The sequence below is a fragment of the Salinicoccus sediminis genome, assembly GCF_000986795.1.
GTDB lineage: Bacteria > Bacillota > Bacilli > Staphylococcales > Salinicoccaceae > Salinicoccus > Salinicoccus sediminis.
Genome location: NZ_LAYZ01000001.1, coordinates 611,905 through 627,546, shown reverse-complemented (window position 1 = coordinate 627,546; position 15,642 = coordinate 611,905). Strand labels below are relative to the sequence as shown.

Here is a 15,642-nt window from a genome sequence, read left to right as displayed (position 1 = left end):
GGCATGAAATCATTATTTGGAAGGAATTGAAAACTCGACTATGAATACTGAAATTTTCACTAATCCGATATTTATCGCGGTTGCTGCAGTTCTACTGATTGTTGCAGTGGCATTCCTTGTTTATTTCTTCAAGAACAGGAACAAAGTCAATGCACTTACTGAAGAGTATAGCAAGGAGAAGCAGGGATTGATAGAGAAATATGAATCCGATCAGGAAGAGGAACGCCTCAGTCATAAAAAAGAGGTTTCCACTTTAAATGAAAAATATCATAATGATACAACTTTACTGAACAATAAACTCTCGAGCCTGCGCCAGTTTACGGTGGATAAGGGAGAGTATCTCACAGACCTCTCCCTTATCCAGCTCAAGGAGCGTCTTGTACGGGATGAGAAGATCAGGGAATCGGATATGTACATCCTTTCAAACGTGTATCTTCCCTCCAGGAACTATACGAACACACGCAAGATCGACCATCTTGTCCTGACGCGGACAGGCATCTACATGATCGATTCAAAATACTGGGGTGGGCACATCCTGCATGGTGTGAATGAGGAAAACTTCAACAGTCTTCCTTACGTCGAATCTTTCTTTGATCTGCTGGATCTGGATAAGGCAAAAGAACAGACACTGATATTCGAAAAAGCGGATGACCGTAATGTTTCCGTGAACCATTACAATCATACTATAGAAGAAACCAGGCTTTCTGCCGAAAAACTCAAAAATATATTGAAGCTTCAATACGATGTCGTGCCGATGATCTACTTCAACCCGATTGACAATGGAAATTATTCCATCACGAACTATTCGGCGGATCCTTCAATCAAGGTCCTTGTGGGCGAAGAAGAGCTCGAGAACTTCTTCCTGAAATATGTCTTCCACGGCAGGTTCCAGTATACTGTCAAAGAACTGGATGAAATCGCCGAAGAAATATTCAGTCTGAACCCTTAATCGTATATTTTGTTTTAATGCTTTAAAAGTCCTATACTTTAAATAGGACTTTTTTTATTGCAAAATCATATATTTCTAAGGAGGAATAGGGATGTCTGAAGAGATAGCAGTTATGAACCCTGCAACCGGGGAAGAAATCAGAAGCATTAAAAAAGACTCGAGAGAAGATATTGAAGCGAAGATCGAAACGGCGCATCAGGCTTTTAAAAAGTATAAAAAGAAAAATGCGCATGACAGGAGCGCCCTCCTGAACGAATGGGCAAAACGGATCCGTGAAAATAAAGATGAAATCGCTGAACTCATCACAAAAGAGAACGGCAAGCCGCTGGCCGAGTCCCTCGGCGAAGTGGAGTATGCATGCAGCTACATCGACTATTATGCAGAAGAGGGCAAGCGTGCGTACGGGCGTACGATTCCGCCGCATGAAGACGACGTGAGGCTGGTTGTGACCAAACAGCCGATCGGTGTCGTGGCTGCAATCACGCCCTGGAATTTCCCTGTCGCCATGATGGCCAGGAAAGCTGCACCTGCTGTTGCAGCGGGATGCACATTCCTGGTGAAACCGGCACGGGAAACCCCGCTGTCTGCGATGAGATTCCTCGATCTTGCCAAGGACGCAGGATTTGAGGCGGGCGTCATCCAGTATGTGAATGCTTCCGGCAAAGATGCCGGGGAAGTATTTTCACAGTCTGATAAAGTGATGAAACTGACATTTACAGGCTCTACTGCAGTGGGTAAGAAGCTGATGGAAGGCGCCGCTTCAACCGTCAAGAACATCACGATGGAACTCGGGGGCCACGCACCCCTTGTCGTCCATAAGGATGCGGACCTTGAAACCGCTGTGGATCATGCCATTGCGACGAAATTCAGGAATTCCGGTCAGACATGCGTGTGTGCCAACAGGTTTTATGTGCATGAGGACATCGCGGATGCGTTCAGTGAAAGATTCAGCGAGAAGGTAAAAACACTCAAAATGGGCAACGGCATGGATGAGGGCGTCCAGGTCGGACCGATGATCAACAAAGACGGCTATGATAAAGTGATGGAACATATCAATGACGCGAAGCAAAAAGGCGGCACCATCACTGCCGGCGGCAAGGGGGACCATTCTGAAGGTTATTTCATCGAACCGACTGTGATCACGGGCGCAACAGATGAGATGATCATCATGAATGAAGAGACGTTCGGCCCGGTTGCTCCCATCCAGACCTTCAGCGATCTTGACGAAGCAATCGAAAAGGCGAATGACACTGAATACGGCCTTGCAGCGTATTTCTTCACTGAAAGCTATCGGGACGGCATCAGGCTCCAGGAAGGATTGAATTTCGGGGTCCTGGGATGGAACAATGGCAAGCCCAGTGCTGCACACATTCCATTCGGCGGCCTGAAAGAAAGCGGCATCGGACGCGAGGGCGGTCTGGAAGGCATAGAACCATATCTTGAGACGAAGATCACTTCCATGAAAATATAATCGAAAAATGCGGGTTCCCCGAACAGGGAACCCGCATTTTTTATGATAAGGATACTCCGGTCATGAGACCTGTCGCCAGAGCAACCATGCTGAAAAATATTGTAATGAAAATGTATCTGAACAGTTCCCTGTACCTTCTTTCCTGAAGCAGCGAAAGCTGGTCCAGACTGAATGCGGAATATGTCGTAAAGCCGCCCAGGAAACCGAATATTATCCCGGTATAGAGCATGCCGGATGATTGAAGAACAGGTACACAGAGTCCCATCAGGAACGAACCGGCTATATTTACTGTGATGGTTCCGTAAGGTATGGCGAACCGTCTGAATATTTTCAGATCAAGGATAGCAGCACGAAGCACAGCACCGAGTGCCGCTCCCAGAGCCAGTACAAAAAGGGTCATCTGGTCCTCCTTCCTGCAATCTGCCAGCCCAATGCAGCAAGGATGAGGCCGCACATGAGGTTGATTGCGATATAGACTGTGAACATGACATAATCCCCGATGGCGAGCAGCATATACTGCTCATATGAGAGCATCGAGAAAGTGGTGAAGCTCCCCAGCAGGCCGGTGATGAGGAAGTCTTTTCCGCGTTTGCCTGTTGCAATAATTCTGCACATGATATAGCCGGCGGCAAAGGCACCGAGCATATTGACCAGGAACGTCCCGGTAAAGAACGGCAGCCCGGCATATGATGATACAAGGGAAATTGCGAGTCTGAGTACTGCACCGGTCATTGCCCCGGCAGCTATGTATATATATCGTTTCAATGGTGCGCCTCCGTCCGATTCGAGATTCATCTATGCAAATTTATATAATTCTATATATAATGGTAACATAACAGACTACCGGAGGAGAGAGTTGAAAATGGCCAGATCAGCAAAGGCGGCAGTCATCGGCTGCGGAGTAACCGGAATATCAACCGTCAGTCATATCGTGAACGATGACAGATACACGGCAAACATACAACTGGATATGTATGACAATGAAGTTATGGCGGGAAAAGGCCCGGCATATCAGAGGGACAGCGGCCATCTGCTCATCAATATCCCATCCGGGGAAATGTATCTGGATGACGATGGCAGCGATTATATACAATGGCTGGAAGCAAATGATTATCCGGCGGTCAGATACACCAGCCGGGAGCAGTTTGGCGAGTATACAAGGGATAAGATGGAGTCCCTTGTGAGAGATAATGAAAATGTCCATTTCATTCCCGGTATGGTGGAAGATGTCCGGTTCGATTCAGGAACGGGGCAGTTCAAACTGACGGCAGACGGCATGGACAAAGTCTATGATTTTGTGTTTCTGACCATGGGGATGCTCAGGTACAGTGACCCCTACAGCCTTGAGGGGGAAGAGGGGTATATACAGGATCCCTATCCGGTGGAAGAAGTACTGGATGACCTGGAGGGGGAGACCGGGATCATCGGTTCAGGCCTGTCTGCAATCGACTGTGCGCGCTTTCTTCTGCTCGGGAATAAAAAAGAGAGAGTATTCATTTTTTCCAGAAGCGGGGAAATGCCATCGGTAAGAGGTGCACATGCTGATATCAGACTGCAGTATTTCACAAAGGGAACACTCTGTTCCCTTGTGGAAAATGACGAGATTCCGCTTTCTTCGCTGAAACAGCTGTTTATGCGTGAGATGGAGGCGAATGGTATCGATCATTCCCTGCTTTGGAGACGGACGGGCGATACCATACAGGATCTGAAATATGACATGGCCCACCCTGAAGCTGTCGGGCGTCTTCATCATCTGATCATGGCATTGAACCCGATTTTCAGTGAAGTGTTCCAATATCTGTCAAGAACGGACAAAAGGAAGTTCATGAAGGAGTATCATCCCCTGATTGATGAAAATCACTCTCCCATGCCAAAGGAGGCGGCGGAAAAGCTGGTCGAATGGGCGGAAGATGGCAGGCTCGTCATTGTGGACGGCATGGAAAATGTGGCTGCCGGAGACAGGTTTTCCATCCGGACGGATGAAGGTGAAAATTACCGTATCGATACCCTCATAAATGCCACCGGTCCTGTCAAGGACATAGAAAAGGATATGAACGGCTTGATTGGTGCGCTCCATGATCACCAGCTGATCGGAAGAAATGAATTCGGTGGAATCATGGTGGACCGGAGACGCAATGTCATCAGCCCGAATGTCGGCACGCTTAAAGGCATGTTCGCACTCGGCGGTCTGACTGTGGGTGCGGATTACATGTCAACTTCCGTATGGATTCTGATTCAGAACACAAAAAAACTAGCCGGTCAATTCTATGACCAGCTGACATAGGAAACACCGGGGAATGTCCCGGTGTTTCATTCATTTTCGGCTGAATAGTTTATAGGCAGCCAGTCCGGCGAGTATTGCACCGGCGCCGATCCCTGCAGTTTTGAATGCGGGGTCTTTCGTGATTGATTTGAGGACCAGATTGATATTCTGCGGCCTTTCAGCGAGCCTTCTCATGAAATATGCGTACCATTGGTTGCCGAATGGTATATAGACACATACATTATAACCGCGTTCAACCAACTCGGTCTGGAGTTCCTTCCTGAAACCATAGAGCATCTGGAACTCGAATTTGTCATTCGGGATGTTCTGCTCATTGATGAAGTCGATCATATCGTTGATGATGATATGGTCATGCGTAGCGATGGAAGTGAAGCCGTCACCTTCTGTAAGATGGATGCGGATGAGCTGCTCGTAAGCAGCATCGATGTCATCCTTTTTCTGCAGGGCCACCCGCGGATTCTCTTTGTATGCACCCTTTACGAGACGTGTCCTGTGGTCTTTGTACTTGTACACATTTTCTGCAGAGTTATAAAGGTATGACTGCAGCACCGTCCCGACGTTATCATACTCCTTCATCATCATATCCACAATCTGGACTGTTGTATCGTGGGAGGAATAATTTTCCATGTCGATGTTCACGAACATGTTGACATTCCTTGCTGTGTCGAGTATTTCCCTTACGTTTTCAACACAGAAATCATAATCGATATGCAGGCCGATCTGAGTGAGTTTTATGGAAGCGGATGCGTCAACCCCATGATCGTCAATTGCCTGGATCATGTTAAGTATATTGTTCTTTTCCTTTACTGCATCCGATTTTTCAGTTATGAATTCCCCCAGGTTATCAAAGGTCACACTCATTCCCTGGCTGTTGATGTCTTTGAACCTTTCAATCGTCTCCTCAATCGTGATGCCTCCGACGACTTTGTTGGTTCCGAATTTCAGTCCTACTTTTTTACTTGCATCATTCAGCATTTCATTCTCTGAAAGCGCAATGAAAAGATCTCTTAATACTGGCATAGTCACCCTCCTCTTATCTAAGTACCATATTATATTGTACTCTTAAACATAATTTTTAAACAACTAAAATTTTCTAATATTGATCATTTTCAGATTTATAGTGAGGGATATGGTTTACATATGTTTCATTGATGCGTTCCATTTCCCTGAAATCATCATCCGTCAGGTCACGGACCACTCTGGCCGGACGGCCGAATGCAAGTGTGTGCGGCGGGATTTCGGTGCCCGGTGTTACGAGGCTGCCGGCGCCTATGAAGGCATTCTCGCCAATCACGGCACCGTCAAGTATGGTGGAGTCCATGCCGATCAGAGCTTTGCTTCTTATCGTGCAGCTGTGGAGGGTCACTTTGTGGCCGACAGTGACATTGTCCTCTATGATGAGCGGCATCCCCGGTGTCTCATGCAGGATGGAGAGGTCCTGGATATTAGTGTTTTTTCCGATGCGGACCGGCGCGATGTCCCCCCGCAGAATTGTACCGAACCAGACAGAGGCATTCTTGTCCAGTTCCACATCCCCGATCACCGTTGCATTCGGTGCGATAAAAGCGCTTTCATGAATTTTTGGTGTCTTTCCCTTGTAATCGATCAACATTTCCAATGTCCTTTCTCTAATCAGATTGTTATAATAAGTCTATCATAACGTTAGAAAAAAATTATGTAAGGAGCATTACGATGTGGAAATGGGAAACTGACCAGCAGCCGAAAGGGGTCATGGTCGTCATCCATGACATGATGGAGCATCATGAATACTATACGGATCTGATTTCGCGTCTGAGACGTTCAGGCTACCACTGCATAACGGGCGACCTTCCCGGTCACGGCCAGACGACGCGCGTCAATAAAGGGCATATCACTGATTTTGCGCAATATACCGACAGGATTGATGAGTGGTATAAGGCTGCCCAGGAGTACGGTCTGCCCACATTCATAATCGGTCAGGGGCTCGGTGGACTGGTTGCGCTTGAGTCTGTGAAGCTGAATAATCTGCAGGTCGACGGCATCGTACTGCTGAACCCCCTCCTGTCATTCAAGCAGTCATTCATGAACAGGAAGAACACCCTGAAGACAAGTGTCCGCACCTCGAGTGATGCGACCCGCTTCAACCCGGGCATCAGGATGAAGTATTTTACAGAAGATGAAAAGTATCTGGAACGGTATGAAAATGACGAACTGATCGTGAGGAAAGTCAGCTACCACTGGTATCGCACAGTGATCAACCAGATGAAGACGACGACTGAACATCTTGATGATTTTCCAGATGTGCCGGTGCTGTCCATACTCAGCAGGAACAATGAAATAGTGGACCCCTATCTGTCGGCGAAATATGTAAAACGAATCAATTCAGGGGACCTCGTCATCCATATACTGGATGACGGTGAACACAGCATATTTCAGAGGGAGGATATAGAAATCCCGTACTACCAGCTGGTAACGTTCCTCAATATGCAATTGTTCAAAATAGGGCTGCTGGTATAGAAGGATGGATCAGAGAACTCTCTGATCCATCCTATTTTTTCCTATTCTTTTCTATGCACAGTATATAAGGGGCATCGTTCTTCTGGTTGATGAAGCGGTACTCCAGAATCTGGGATTCTTTTTGCGGCCACTCTGCGAGGGCTGCCGTCAGTGCCTCTTTTTCCAGTTTCCCTTCAGGGTGGCCGTGATAGACGACAATGATGATGCGCCCCCCCGGGACCATTGCGTGGAATATCTTTTCAATCGCGAGGATGGTCGATTTGTATTCAGTAGTGATGGTCTTATCGCCTTTTGGCAGATAGCCGAGATTGAACATGGCCGCCTTGACAGGTCTGCCGCCGAGGTATCGGTCAACATTGGCATGGGAATCAAGGATGAACTCTATATTGCCCGCGGGACTGCAGAGCTCCCTGGCATTTTCGATTGCACCGGGCTGTATATCAAAACTCAGCACATGGCCGCCGGGACCTGTAAGCTCCGAAAGGAATCTGGTGTCATGCCCGTTCCCGCAAGTCGCATCGACAACGGTGTCCCCCGGGCTGACAACTTCCCGTGCGAGATCTTTAGCGTAGGGCAGTACGCGTGCGAGCATAGGCATCCTCCTCATATTTTGCACCCTGGCATGTATCCCTTTGTTTAAATGCCTCATCAATACCGTTCAGCACACTCCATTTGTCAGTGCTCCACATCGGGCCGATGAGCTGGTCGATCGGGCCGTCGCCTGTGATGCGGTGGACGACCATTTCCGGCGGCAGGATCTCAAGCTGATCGACGACGAGATCCGTGTATTCCTTCTGCGTGAGGAACGATACCATCCCTTTTTCATACTGTTTGATCATCGGTGTCCCTTTCAACAGGTGGAGCAGATGGATCTTTATGCCCTGCACATCCATGCCCGCGACCGTGCGGCATGTTTCCATCATCATTTCATAATCTTCACCGGGCAGGCCGTTGATGATGTGACTGCATACATTGATATCATGTTTCCTCAGTTTTTTGACACCTTCAATATAGCACGCAAGATCGTGTGCCCGGTTTATGAGTCTGGAAGTTTCCTCATGCGCGGTCTGCAGGCCGAGTTCCACCCATAGATATGTACGTTTGTTCAGTTCCGCCAGATATTCCACAACATCATCCGGCAGACAGTCGGGACGTGTACCGATGGACAGCCCGACGACGCCCTCTATCTCAAGGGCGGCTTCAAACTTTTCCTTGAGGTCTGCAAGCGGGGCATGCGTATTGGTGAATGACTGGAAGTAGGCGATGTATTTGCCGTTTTTCCATTTTCTGCTCTGCATATCCGCTCTGATCTTTTCGAATTGGACGGGGATCGGGTCGACCCGGTCCCCTGCAAAGTCCCCGCTTCCTGCAACGGAACAGAAAGTGCAGCCGCCATACGCCACGGTGCCATCCCTGTTGGGGCAGTCGAAACCGGCATCGAGTGCGACTTTGAAGATTTTTTCATTGAATTTATTTTTCAGATGATAATTCCATGTGTGGTATCTTTTATCATCAAAACTGTATTTGAATTTTTCCATAGCATTTCACCGACCATTTCCTATGTGGGATTGTATCATAAAGGTTGTGCATAGTGCACAAAAGGTATAACATTTTCGTAAGACAGTCATGCTTGATGAAAGGAACGGCGCTAATGATAAAAGCAGAAGGATTAACAAAAATTTTCGGTTCGGCTACAGCCGTTGACAGCCTGGATTTCGAAGTGCCGAAAGGGGAGCTTTTCGCTTTCCTTGGCCCGAACGGCTCCGGTAAATCAACGACGATAAGAATGCTGATGGGGCTTTTGGAACCGACAGGGGGTTCTGTTGAAATTCTGGGCGAAGAGATGAGGCTGGATAAGACAGAACTCAAAAAAAGGATCAGTTTTGTGCCCGACACCCCGGATATCATCGGCAAACTGTCCGGCCGCGAGTACCTGAATTTCGTGGCAGGCGTCTATGGCATGCAGCAGGAGGAATACGAGCGGGAGCTGGAATACTTTTTGGATTTTTTCGATCTCGAAGGCAGGCTGGACACACTTGTTGAAAACTATTCCCACGGGATGAGGCAGAAGCTGGTGATCATCGGGGCGCTGATGCATCATCCGGACATCGTGTTCCTGGATGAACCGACCGTCGGGCTCGACCCGAAAAGCAACAGGAATCTGAAGAATTACCTCAGGGCATATACGGCAGCGGGGCATACCGTATTTTTGACGACCCATACCCTGAGCCTGGCCGAAGAGATTGCGGACAGGATACTGATCATCTATCAAGGTGTTGCCAGAAATTCCGGCACACTTGATGAGCTCAGGGCGGTTGCCGGCAAGCCGGATGCGAGTCTTGAAGATGTCTTCCTTGAACTGACCGAGGGGGGCTGAAACCTATGATCAGATTCATCCTGGGAGTGGAGATGCGTTCCATGATCAACTACATGAAAACGCTCAGTGATGCCAAAAAAGTTGTCTACGGGCTGCTTGCTGCGGTCATCGCACTGTTCATCCTGCCAAGCGTCGTGTCGGTGCTTTCCCTAAAAATACTGGGGGCAGGTGAGGAGGGCCTCGGCGGTTTCATGCTCCTGCTGTCGCTTGCGGCTGTCCTGCTCCTGACACTGCTTGCGGTGAATTCGATCATTAAAGAGATGTTCATGGACCGGAACATACAGCTCTACCTGACATTTCCGGTTTCACCGGCCGCCCTTTTTGCGGCTAAGTTCATCCGTCAGTGGCTGATCAATACGGCGCTGATCATGGGAGCGCTCGGCATCATTACCGGCGTGCTGTTCTCAATGAGGGAAGGGCAGTGGCTTCTGACAGTGACCCATATATTCTACTTCCTCTTGCTCAGCATCGTCGCCATGTCGCTTGCCTACGGTCTGGTTTTTGCGGTGACGAAAGTGCTCCCTGCGAATAAAGTCAGTGAAGTCCTGTCGTTTCTGGGCGGTATTTCATTCGTGCTTGTGTATGGCGTACTCCTTGTCGGCGGCTCTTCTGTACAGGATATTTCAGGGAGCCTGCCGGATGCATCATTCCTGTACAGCGGTTTCCTCTACAACTTCAATCCCGCCGGCGGACTCGCCGGTATCGTGGTTTCAGCCGCACTTGCCGCCGTACTCGTGATTCTGCTCCGTTCGTTCGTGGTTCACGCCTTCAAATCCGGATGGGTGGGGGAGCAGTCGGTGAAACGCCGGAACAGGGACGCTTCAGCTGATGCCGCGTCGCCTGTAAGGACTCTCGTGCAGAAGGATATGCGGATGACTCTGCGTGACTTCAAGGAATGGGCGGTGCTGCTGCCCCAGTATCTCCTGCCGGGTGTCATGATTTTCATCATGTACACCAATCCGGCCGCCATTGAAGGGGGCGGCAGTATGCATGATGAACGGATGATTGCGGTATCTGTCGCCGGCACGATAGTGATATCACTTTTTGCAGGCGCCTATAATACGGCGCGGGATGCAGCGCATTTTGAGTTTCTGAAAATAATGCCGGTGAAACCGGCTGATCTTGTGAAGGCAAAATATCTGTTCAACATAATGACGATCACACCTGTATATTTACTGGCGGCTGTCGTCGCCTGGATGCTTCTGCCTGTCAGTACGGCTGCGTTCCTCTATTCCTCACTGTTTATCATCCTGGTGTCACTTGCTGTCATACCGGCCGGTATGTTCGCCGGAAGCATGCAGCCGGTGGTGAGCAGGAAGAACCCTGCCAAAAGGCTCGATACGGCGACCAATGTCATACTGTCGGTAATCATGGGTGTGCTGCTGATTGCCGCCGGTTTCATTTCGGTTTCTTTTGCGAGGGGGGACGGCGGACTCGATCACTCACTGATAGCAATCGTGCTATCAGTACTCGCTGTTTCAGCCGGAGCGTCCATGCTGTTTCTCCGTGCTGTCAGGAAACGGTATGAGAAAGGGTTCAATATCATATACAAGGACTGATTTAGATGATCAATGAACGTTTTATGGAAACTCCTGTCGGATATTTGAAGATTGCTGAAGAACACGGCTCGATAGTCGGTGTGGATTACACTGATGAAGACAGTGCAGGGAATGCCTCCAATGAAATCCTCGACCAGTGCGTCAGGGAACTGAGGGAGTACTTCGCCGGTGACAGGCAGCGGTTTGATGTCCCGCTCAACCTGTCCCGTAGAGGGACGCCTTTTCAGCAGAAAGTGTGGAAACGGCTGTATGAAATCCCGTATGGTGAAACGATCAGCTACAAGACGCTGGCTGAGGACTGCGGCGGGCCGACCTATTCCCGCGCGGTGGCGAATGCCAACGGGAAAAACCCGATTTCGATCATTGTGCCCTGCCACCGGGTAATCGCCCATGACGGATCACTCGGAGGCTATACGGGCGGGCTCGATAAGAAGGAGAAGCTGCTGGGTCTGGAGAGAAGGTAGCATGTCGGAATCATTTCATGTCCCGAAATATACATCTTGCTAATTTTAAGAATATATCTTATATTTATAAGTGTCGGAAGTAGTAGTATACATTCCATTACAAGAGAGCCGCGTATGGTGGAAGCCGGCAGTGGATGCATGTGAACTCGTCCGATGTCAACCTAATCTCATAAAAAATTAAGCTGCACTTTAAAGTGAATGCGGGTGGTACCGCGGTTGTATAGATTATACGATCGTCCCATGCCTTATACAGGCATGGGATTTTTTATTTACGGGGAGGAATTTTTATGACGTTCGATCATAAGGAAATCGAGAAAAAATGGCAGCATCATTGGGAAACAGAAAAGACTTTCAGGACGGAGGATGAACTGGGCAAAAAGAAATTCTATGCGCTGGACATGTTTCCGTACCCGTCGGGCGCCGGCCTCCATGTGGGCCATCCGGAAGGATATACGGCAACAGATATCATCTCGCGCATGAAACGTATGCAGGGGTATAATGTACTCCATCCAATGGGCTGGGATGCATTCGGTCTGCCTGCAGAACAGTATGCGATCGATACAGGCAACGACATCACGGAATTCAACCAGATGAACATCAATAACTTCCGTCGCCAGATCAAGGAACTCGGTTTCAGCTATGACTGGGACCGCGAGATAAATACGACGGATCCGCAGTACTACAAATGGACACAGTGGATTTTCATACAGCTGTACAACAAAGGGCTTGCCTATGTGGACGAAGTGCCGGTCAACTGGTGTGAGGCCCTTGGCACTGTGCTTGCTAACGAAGAGGTGATCGACGGACTGTCCGAGCGCGGCGGGCATCCGGTAGTGAGGAAACCGATGCGCCAGTGGGTACTCAGGATCACTGAATACGCCGACCGCCTGATCGAGGATCTCGAGGATCTGGACTGGCCGGAATCACTCAAGGATATGCAGCGCAACTGGATCGGTAAATCCGATGGTGCCAACATCAGGTTTGAGATCGACGGATCTGATGAGTCATTCAGCGTGTTCACCACACGGCCGGATACCGTGTACGGTGCGACATATGCCGTGCTGTCGCCTGAGCATGAACTGATCGGCAGGATTACGACCGATGAGCACAGGGACAGCGTGAAGGATTATCAGGAACGGGCTGCCCGCAAGAGCGACCTTGAGCGTACGGACCTTGCGAAGGTCAAAACAGGCACTTTCACAGGCGCATATGCGATTAATCCGTTCACCGGTGAAAACATCCCTGTATGGATTGCCGACTATGTGCTTCAGTCATACGGCTCCGGGGCCATCATGGCGGTTCCGGCGCATGATGAGCGAGACTATGAATTCGCCAAAACGTTCGATCTGCCGATCGTGGAAGTTGTCGAAGGCGGGGATGTTGAGAAAGAGGCCTATACGGGTGAAGGCAGACATGTCAATTCCGGAGTACTCAATGGGCTGGAAAAGGATGAGGCGATCAGCAGGGCAATCGAAATGCTGGAAGAGAAAGGCCTCGGCCAGAAAGAGACGACCTACAAGCTACGCGACTGGCTGTTCTCACGCCAGCGCTACTGGGGCGAGCCGATTCCTGTCATCCACTGGGAAGACGGCACGATGAGCACGGTGGATGAAAGTGAACTGCCGCTGACTCTGCCTGTCATGGACCAGATCAAACCTTCCGGCACCGGTGAATCACCGCTTGCGAACAATGAAGAGTGGGTCAATGTGACGCGTGAGGATGGTGTGAAAGGCCGGAGGGAAACGAATACGATGCCCCAGTGGGCGGGCAGCTGCTGGTATTATCTGAGATACATCGATCCGCATAATACCGAGGAGCTGGCATCCAGGGAGAAGCTGGAACACTGGCTTCCGGTGGATCTCTACATCGGTGGTGCGGAGCATGCGGTGCTTCATCTCCTCTATGCAAGATTCTGGCACAAGGTCCTTTACGATATCGGTGTCGTCCATACGAAAGAGCCATTCCAGAAACTCTACAATCAGGGGATGATCCTCGGCGAAGGCAATGAAAAGATGAGTAAATCGAAAGGGAATGTCATCAATCCGGACGATATCGTCTATTCACACGGAGCGGATACTCTGAGACTCTATGAAATGTTCATGGGGCCGCTTGATGCCTCCGTTGCCTGGAGTGAAAACGGACTCGACGGTGCACGCCGGTTCCTGGATCGTGTATGGCGCCTGCTCATCGATGAAGATGGTTCCGTGAGGGAGGTTGTCGTGGACGGGGAGACACCTGCACTTGATAAGGTATACCACGAAACGATCAGGAAGGTCACGGACGACTATGAGGCACTTGGCTTCAACACGGCAATTTCACAGCTCATGGTATTCATCAATGAATGCTACAGGCAGGACAGTCTGGGCCGTGGATATATCGAAGGTTTCATCAAGATGCTCTCTCCGATAACACCGCATCTGGCAGAGGAACTCTGGCACAGGCTGGGTAACCCTGAAACGATCACGTATGAAGCATGGCCGGTATTCGACGAATCCAAAGTCGTGGAGGCTGAAATCGAAATCGTCATACAGGTCAACGGCAAAGTGAAGGAGAAGATGAATGTGCCGACTGATGCCGGGAAAGAGGATCTTGAGCGCATCGCAATCGAATCTGACAAAGTACAGGAAGTCATTCACGACAAGACAATCAGAAAGGTCATCGTGGTTCCTGGCAAACTCGTAAACATAGTGGCGAATTAATCATAGTGCACATGAACAAACGGCCGGATAACTAGGTTATCCGGCCGTTTGCGCTGTTGCCGGCGACATATCCGGTGACGAGGGCGCCCGTAATATTGTAGCCTCCGGTGTAGCCGTGGATATCGAGCACTTCGCCGGCGAAATAGAGCCCTTCAATCAGCCGGCTTTCCATCGTCCGGGGAGTAATCTCCTTCAGGCTGACCCCGCCGCCTGTGACGAAGGCCTTTTCTATGGATTGTGTGCCGTTGACGGTGAAAGTGAAGTTTTTGAGGAAATTGATAATCGTTTCGAAGTCACGTGAACTGATATGATGTCCGCTGATTCCGCCGTCGATGTCCAGATATTTGAGCATGAACACCGCAAGCCGTTCCTGGAGCTGTCCTTTCAGTATGTTCTTGATGGATTTGTCCTTGTTCCCGGCAATCTCTCCGGTGAGCTTCTCCTTCAGTTCGCCGGAGCTCAGGCCGGGATAGAAATCTATTGCCATGCCTATTTCCTTTTTCTTCTGTGATTTCTGTTCTTTGTATATGAACTGGCTGCATCTGAGGGCTGCCGGACCGCTGATTCCGAAATGTGTGAATATCATGTCCATCTGATGCGTGATCCGCGGTTTTCCATTCTTTTTAAGGACTGACAGTGCGACATCATCCAGACTGAGTCCTTTCAAATCGCCATTCTTTATGAACGGTTCACCGGACAGGATCGGCACCTCGGTCGGGAAAAGCTCCGTGACAGTGTGACCGAGTGAGCGGGCGAATCTGTGGCCGTCGCCGGTGGAACCGGTGTGGGGCACGCTCCTGCCGCCGGTCGTGATGATTACGTTTGCCGCTGGGATTTCAGTTCCGTCAGCCAGCCTGACACCGGTGACTCTGCCATCTTCGGCAAGCAGTTCACTGACTGCAGTATTGAAACGTACTTCCACATTGTTCTGGTCCAGGGCATCCGTGAACACACCGAGGACATCCTTTGCTTTGTCTGAGACCGGGAACATCCTGCCGTGATCTTCCTCCTTGAGCGGGACCCCGGCTGACTCGACGAAGCTGATGATGCTTTCGTTGTCGAAGGTGGAGAATGGCCCGTACAGGAATTTGCCGTTGCCGGGAATGTGTCTTATGATCTCCTCATACGGGAGCCTGTTGGTGACATTGCACCTTCCGCCGCCGGAAATCAGCAGTTTGCGGCCCGGGTTTTTATTCTTCTCTATAAGCAGCACTTTATGATCATTCTGTGAAGCGGCGTTTGCTGCCATCAGGCCGCTGACACCGGCGCCGACTACTATGGTATGGTACATTGGGAGCTCTCCTTTTGGTTTGAAACTTATATGCTTTCGATTATAATGAATA

15 protein-coding genes are annotated in these 15,642 nt (G+C 49.7%); 8 read left to right on the top strand and 7 right to left on the bottom strand.

What is annotated here, in order from left to right; all coding sequences use genetic code 11:
• The first annotated feature begins 40 nt into the window (after positions 1-40).
• Complete coding sequence (locus WN59_RS03175; RefSeq protein ID WP_046512425.1) at positions 41-949, top strand: nuclease-related domain-containing protein; 909 nt, start codon at positions 41-43, stop codon at positions 947-949.
• Between the two features lie 91 nt (positions 950-1,040).
• Entirely contained in the window at positions 1,041-2,420 is a 1,380-nt protein-coding gene (locus WN59_RS03170) for an NAD-dependent succinate-semialdehyde dehydrogenase (RefSeq protein WP_046512421.1), read from the top strand.
• Positions 2,421-2,460: 40 nt separating this feature from the next.
• Here WN59_RS03170 and WN59_RS03165 read toward each other — a convergent pair whose 3' ends face one another.
• Together WN59_RS03165 and WN59_RS03160 are read right to left on the bottom strand one after the other, a co-directional pair.
• Positions 2,461-2,820, bottom strand: coding sequence for a fluoride efflux transporter FluC (locus WN59_RS03165; protein WP_046512418.1), 360 nt, complete (start codon positions 2,818-2,820; stop codon positions 2,461-2,463).
• A complete protein-coding gene (locus WN59_RS03160) occupies positions 2,817-3,185 on the bottom strand; it encodes a fluoride efflux transporter FluC (RefSeq protein ID WP_052747247.1) in 369 nt (122 codons plus the stop codon). The genes WN59_RS03165 and WN59_RS03160 overlap by 4 nt, the downstream gene beginning before the upstream one ends.
• 97 nt (positions 3,186-3,282) lie before the next feature.
• Here WN59_RS03160 and WN59_RS03155 point away from each other — a divergent pair, with 97 nt between their 5' ends.
• Complete coding sequence (locus WN59_RS03155) at positions 3,283-4,704, top strand: FAD/NAD(P)-binding protein (RefSeq protein ID WP_046512409.1); 1,422 nt, start codon at positions 3,283-3,285, stop codon at positions 4,702-4,704.
• A gap of 30 nt (positions 4,705-4,734) precedes the next feature.
• Here WN59_RS03155 and WN59_RS03150 read toward each other — a convergent pair whose 3' ends face one another.
• Both WN59_RS03150 and WN59_RS03145 read right to left on the bottom strand, forming a co-directional pair.
• Positions 4,735-5,724, bottom strand: coding sequence for a proline dehydrogenase family protein (locus WN59_RS03150; protein ID WP_046512406.1), 990 nt, complete (start codon positions 5,722-5,724; stop codon positions 4,735-4,737).
• 73 nt (positions 5,725-5,797) lie between these two features.
• Positions 5,798-6,316, bottom strand: coding sequence for a gamma carbonic anhydrase (locus tag WN59_RS03145; RefSeq protein ID WP_046512857.1), 519 nt, complete (start codon positions 6,314-6,316; stop codon positions 5,798-5,800).
• A gap of 80 nt (positions 6,317-6,396) precedes the next feature.
• On the opposite strand from WN59_RS03145, the gene WN59_RS03140 reads away from it, so the two are divergent.
• Complete coding sequence (locus WN59_RS03140; RefSeq protein WP_046512401.1) at positions 6,397-7,200, top strand: alpha/beta hydrolase; 804 nt, start codon at positions 6,397-6,399, stop codon at positions 7,198-7,200.
• A 31-nt stretch (positions 7,201-7,231) separates the two neighbouring features.
• Here the strand turns inward: WN59_RS03140 and WN59_RS03135 are convergent, their stop codons facing one another.
• Together WN59_RS03135 and WN59_RS03130 are read right to left on the bottom strand one after the other, a co-directional pair.
• Complete coding sequence (locus WN59_RS03135; RefSeq protein ID WP_046512397.1) at positions 7,232-7,792, bottom strand: class I SAM-dependent methyltransferase; 561 nt, start codon at positions 7,790-7,792, stop codon at positions 7,232-7,234.
• The gene (locus WN59_RS03130) at positions 7,764-8,738 is read right to left on the bottom strand and encodes a TIGR01212 family radical SAM protein (protein WP_046512394.1); all 975 of its coding nucleotides are present in this window, start codon (positions 8,736-8,738) and stop codon (positions 7,764-7,766) included. Before WN59_RS03130 ends, WN59_RS03135 begins: the two co-directional genes overlap by 29 nt.
• Before the next feature lie 113 nt (positions 8,739-8,851).
• Here WN59_RS03130 and WN59_RS03125 point away from each other — a divergent pair, with 113 nt between their 5' ends.
• The 4 genes from WN59_RS03125 (at position 8,852) to leuS (ending at position 14,299) form a co-directional block, all read left to right on the top strand.
• A complete protein-coding gene (locus tag WN59_RS03125; RefSeq protein ID WP_046512390.1) occupies positions 8,852-9,577 on the top strand; it encodes an ABC transporter ATP-binding protein in 726 nt (241 codons plus the stop codon).
• Positions 9,578-9,582: 5 nt separating this feature from the next.
• Complete coding sequence (locus WN59_RS03120; protein WP_046512387.1) at positions 9,583-11,136, top strand: hypothetical protein; 1,554 nt, start codon at positions 9,583-9,585, stop codon at positions 11,134-11,136.
• A 5-nt stretch (positions 11,137-11,141) separates the two neighbouring features.
• On the top strand, positions 11,142-11,600 hold the full coding sequence (locus WN59_RS03115; RefSeq protein WP_046512384.1) for a methylated-DNA--[protein]-cysteine S-methyltransferase: 459 nt from the start codon (positions 11,142-11,144) through the stop codon (positions 11,598-11,600).
• A 287-nt stretch (positions 11,601-11,887) separates the two neighbouring features.
• On the top strand, positions 11,888-14,299 hold the full coding sequence (gene leuS, locus WN59_RS03110) for a leucine--tRNA ligase (protein WP_046512381.1): 2,412 nt from the start codon (positions 11,888-11,890) through the stop codon (positions 14,297-14,299).
• Between the two features lie 31 nt (positions 14,300-14,330).
• On the opposite strand, the gene WN59_RS03105 is transcribed toward leuS, so the two are convergent.
• Complete coding sequence (locus tag WN59_RS03105) at positions 14,331-15,590, bottom strand: BaiN/RdsA family NAD(P)/FAD-dependent oxidoreductase (protein WP_046512376.1); 1,260 nt, start codon at positions 15,588-15,590, stop codon at positions 14,331-14,333.
• Between the last annotated feature and the right edge of the window lie 52 nt (positions 15,591-15,642).

Excerpts from the sequence above, each read along its gene's own strand:
- WN59_RS03175 (WP_046512425.1), top strand. The coding sequence starts at position 41 with ATGAATACTGAAATTTTCACTAATCCGATATTTATCGCGGTTGCTGCA.
- WN59_RS03170 (WP_046512421.1), top strand. The coding sequence starts at position 1,041 with ATGTCTGAAGAGATAGCAGTTATGAACCCTGCAACCGGGGAAGAAATC.
- WN59_RS03165 (WP_046512418.1), bottom strand. The coding sequence starts at position 2,820 with ATGACCCTTTTTGTACTGGCTCTGGGAGCGGCACTCGGTGCTGTGCTT.
- WN59_RS03155 (WP_046512409.1), top strand. The coding sequence starts at position 3,283 with ATGGCCAGATCAGCAAAGGCGGCAGTCATCGGCTGCGGAGTAACCGGA.
- WN59_RS03150 (WP_046512406.1), bottom strand. The coding sequence starts at position 5,724 with ATGCCAGTATTAAGAGATCTTTTCATTGCGCTTTCAGAGAATGAAATG.
- WN59_RS03145 (WP_046512857.1), bottom strand. The coding sequence starts at position 6,316 with ATGTTGATCGATTACAAGGGAAAGACACCAAAAATTCATGAAAGCGCT.
- WN59_RS03140 (WP_046512401.1), top strand. The coding sequence starts at position 6,397 with ATGTGGAAATGGGAAACTGACCAGCAGCCGAAAGGGGTCATGGTCGTC.
- WN59_RS03135 (WP_046512397.1), bottom strand. The coding sequence starts at position 7,792 with ATGCTCGCACGCGTACTGCCCTACGCTAAAGATCTCGCACGGGAAGTT.
- WN59_RS03130 (WP_046512394.1), bottom strand. The coding sequence starts at position 8,738 with ATGGAAAAATTCAAATACAGTTTTGATGATAAAAGATACCACACATGG.
- WN59_RS03125 (WP_046512390.1), top strand. The coding sequence starts at position 8,852 with ATGATAAAAGCAGAAGGATTAACAAAAATTTTCGGTTCGGCTACAGCC.
- WN59_RS03120 (WP_046512387.1), top strand. The coding sequence starts at position 9,583 with ATGATCAGATTCATCCTGGGAGTGGAGATGCGTTCCATGATCAACTAC.
- WN59_RS03115 (WP_046512384.1), top strand. The coding sequence starts at position 11,142 with ATGATCAATGAACGTTTTATGGAAACTCCTGTCGGATATTTGAAGATT.
- leuS (WP_046512381.1), top strand. The coding sequence starts at position 11,888 with ATGACGTTCGATCATAAGGAAATCGAGAAAAAATGGCAGCATCATTGG.
- WN59_RS03105 (WP_046512376.1), bottom strand. The coding sequence starts at position 15,590 with ATGTACCATACCATAGTAGTCGGCGCCGGTGTCAGCGGCCTGATGGCA.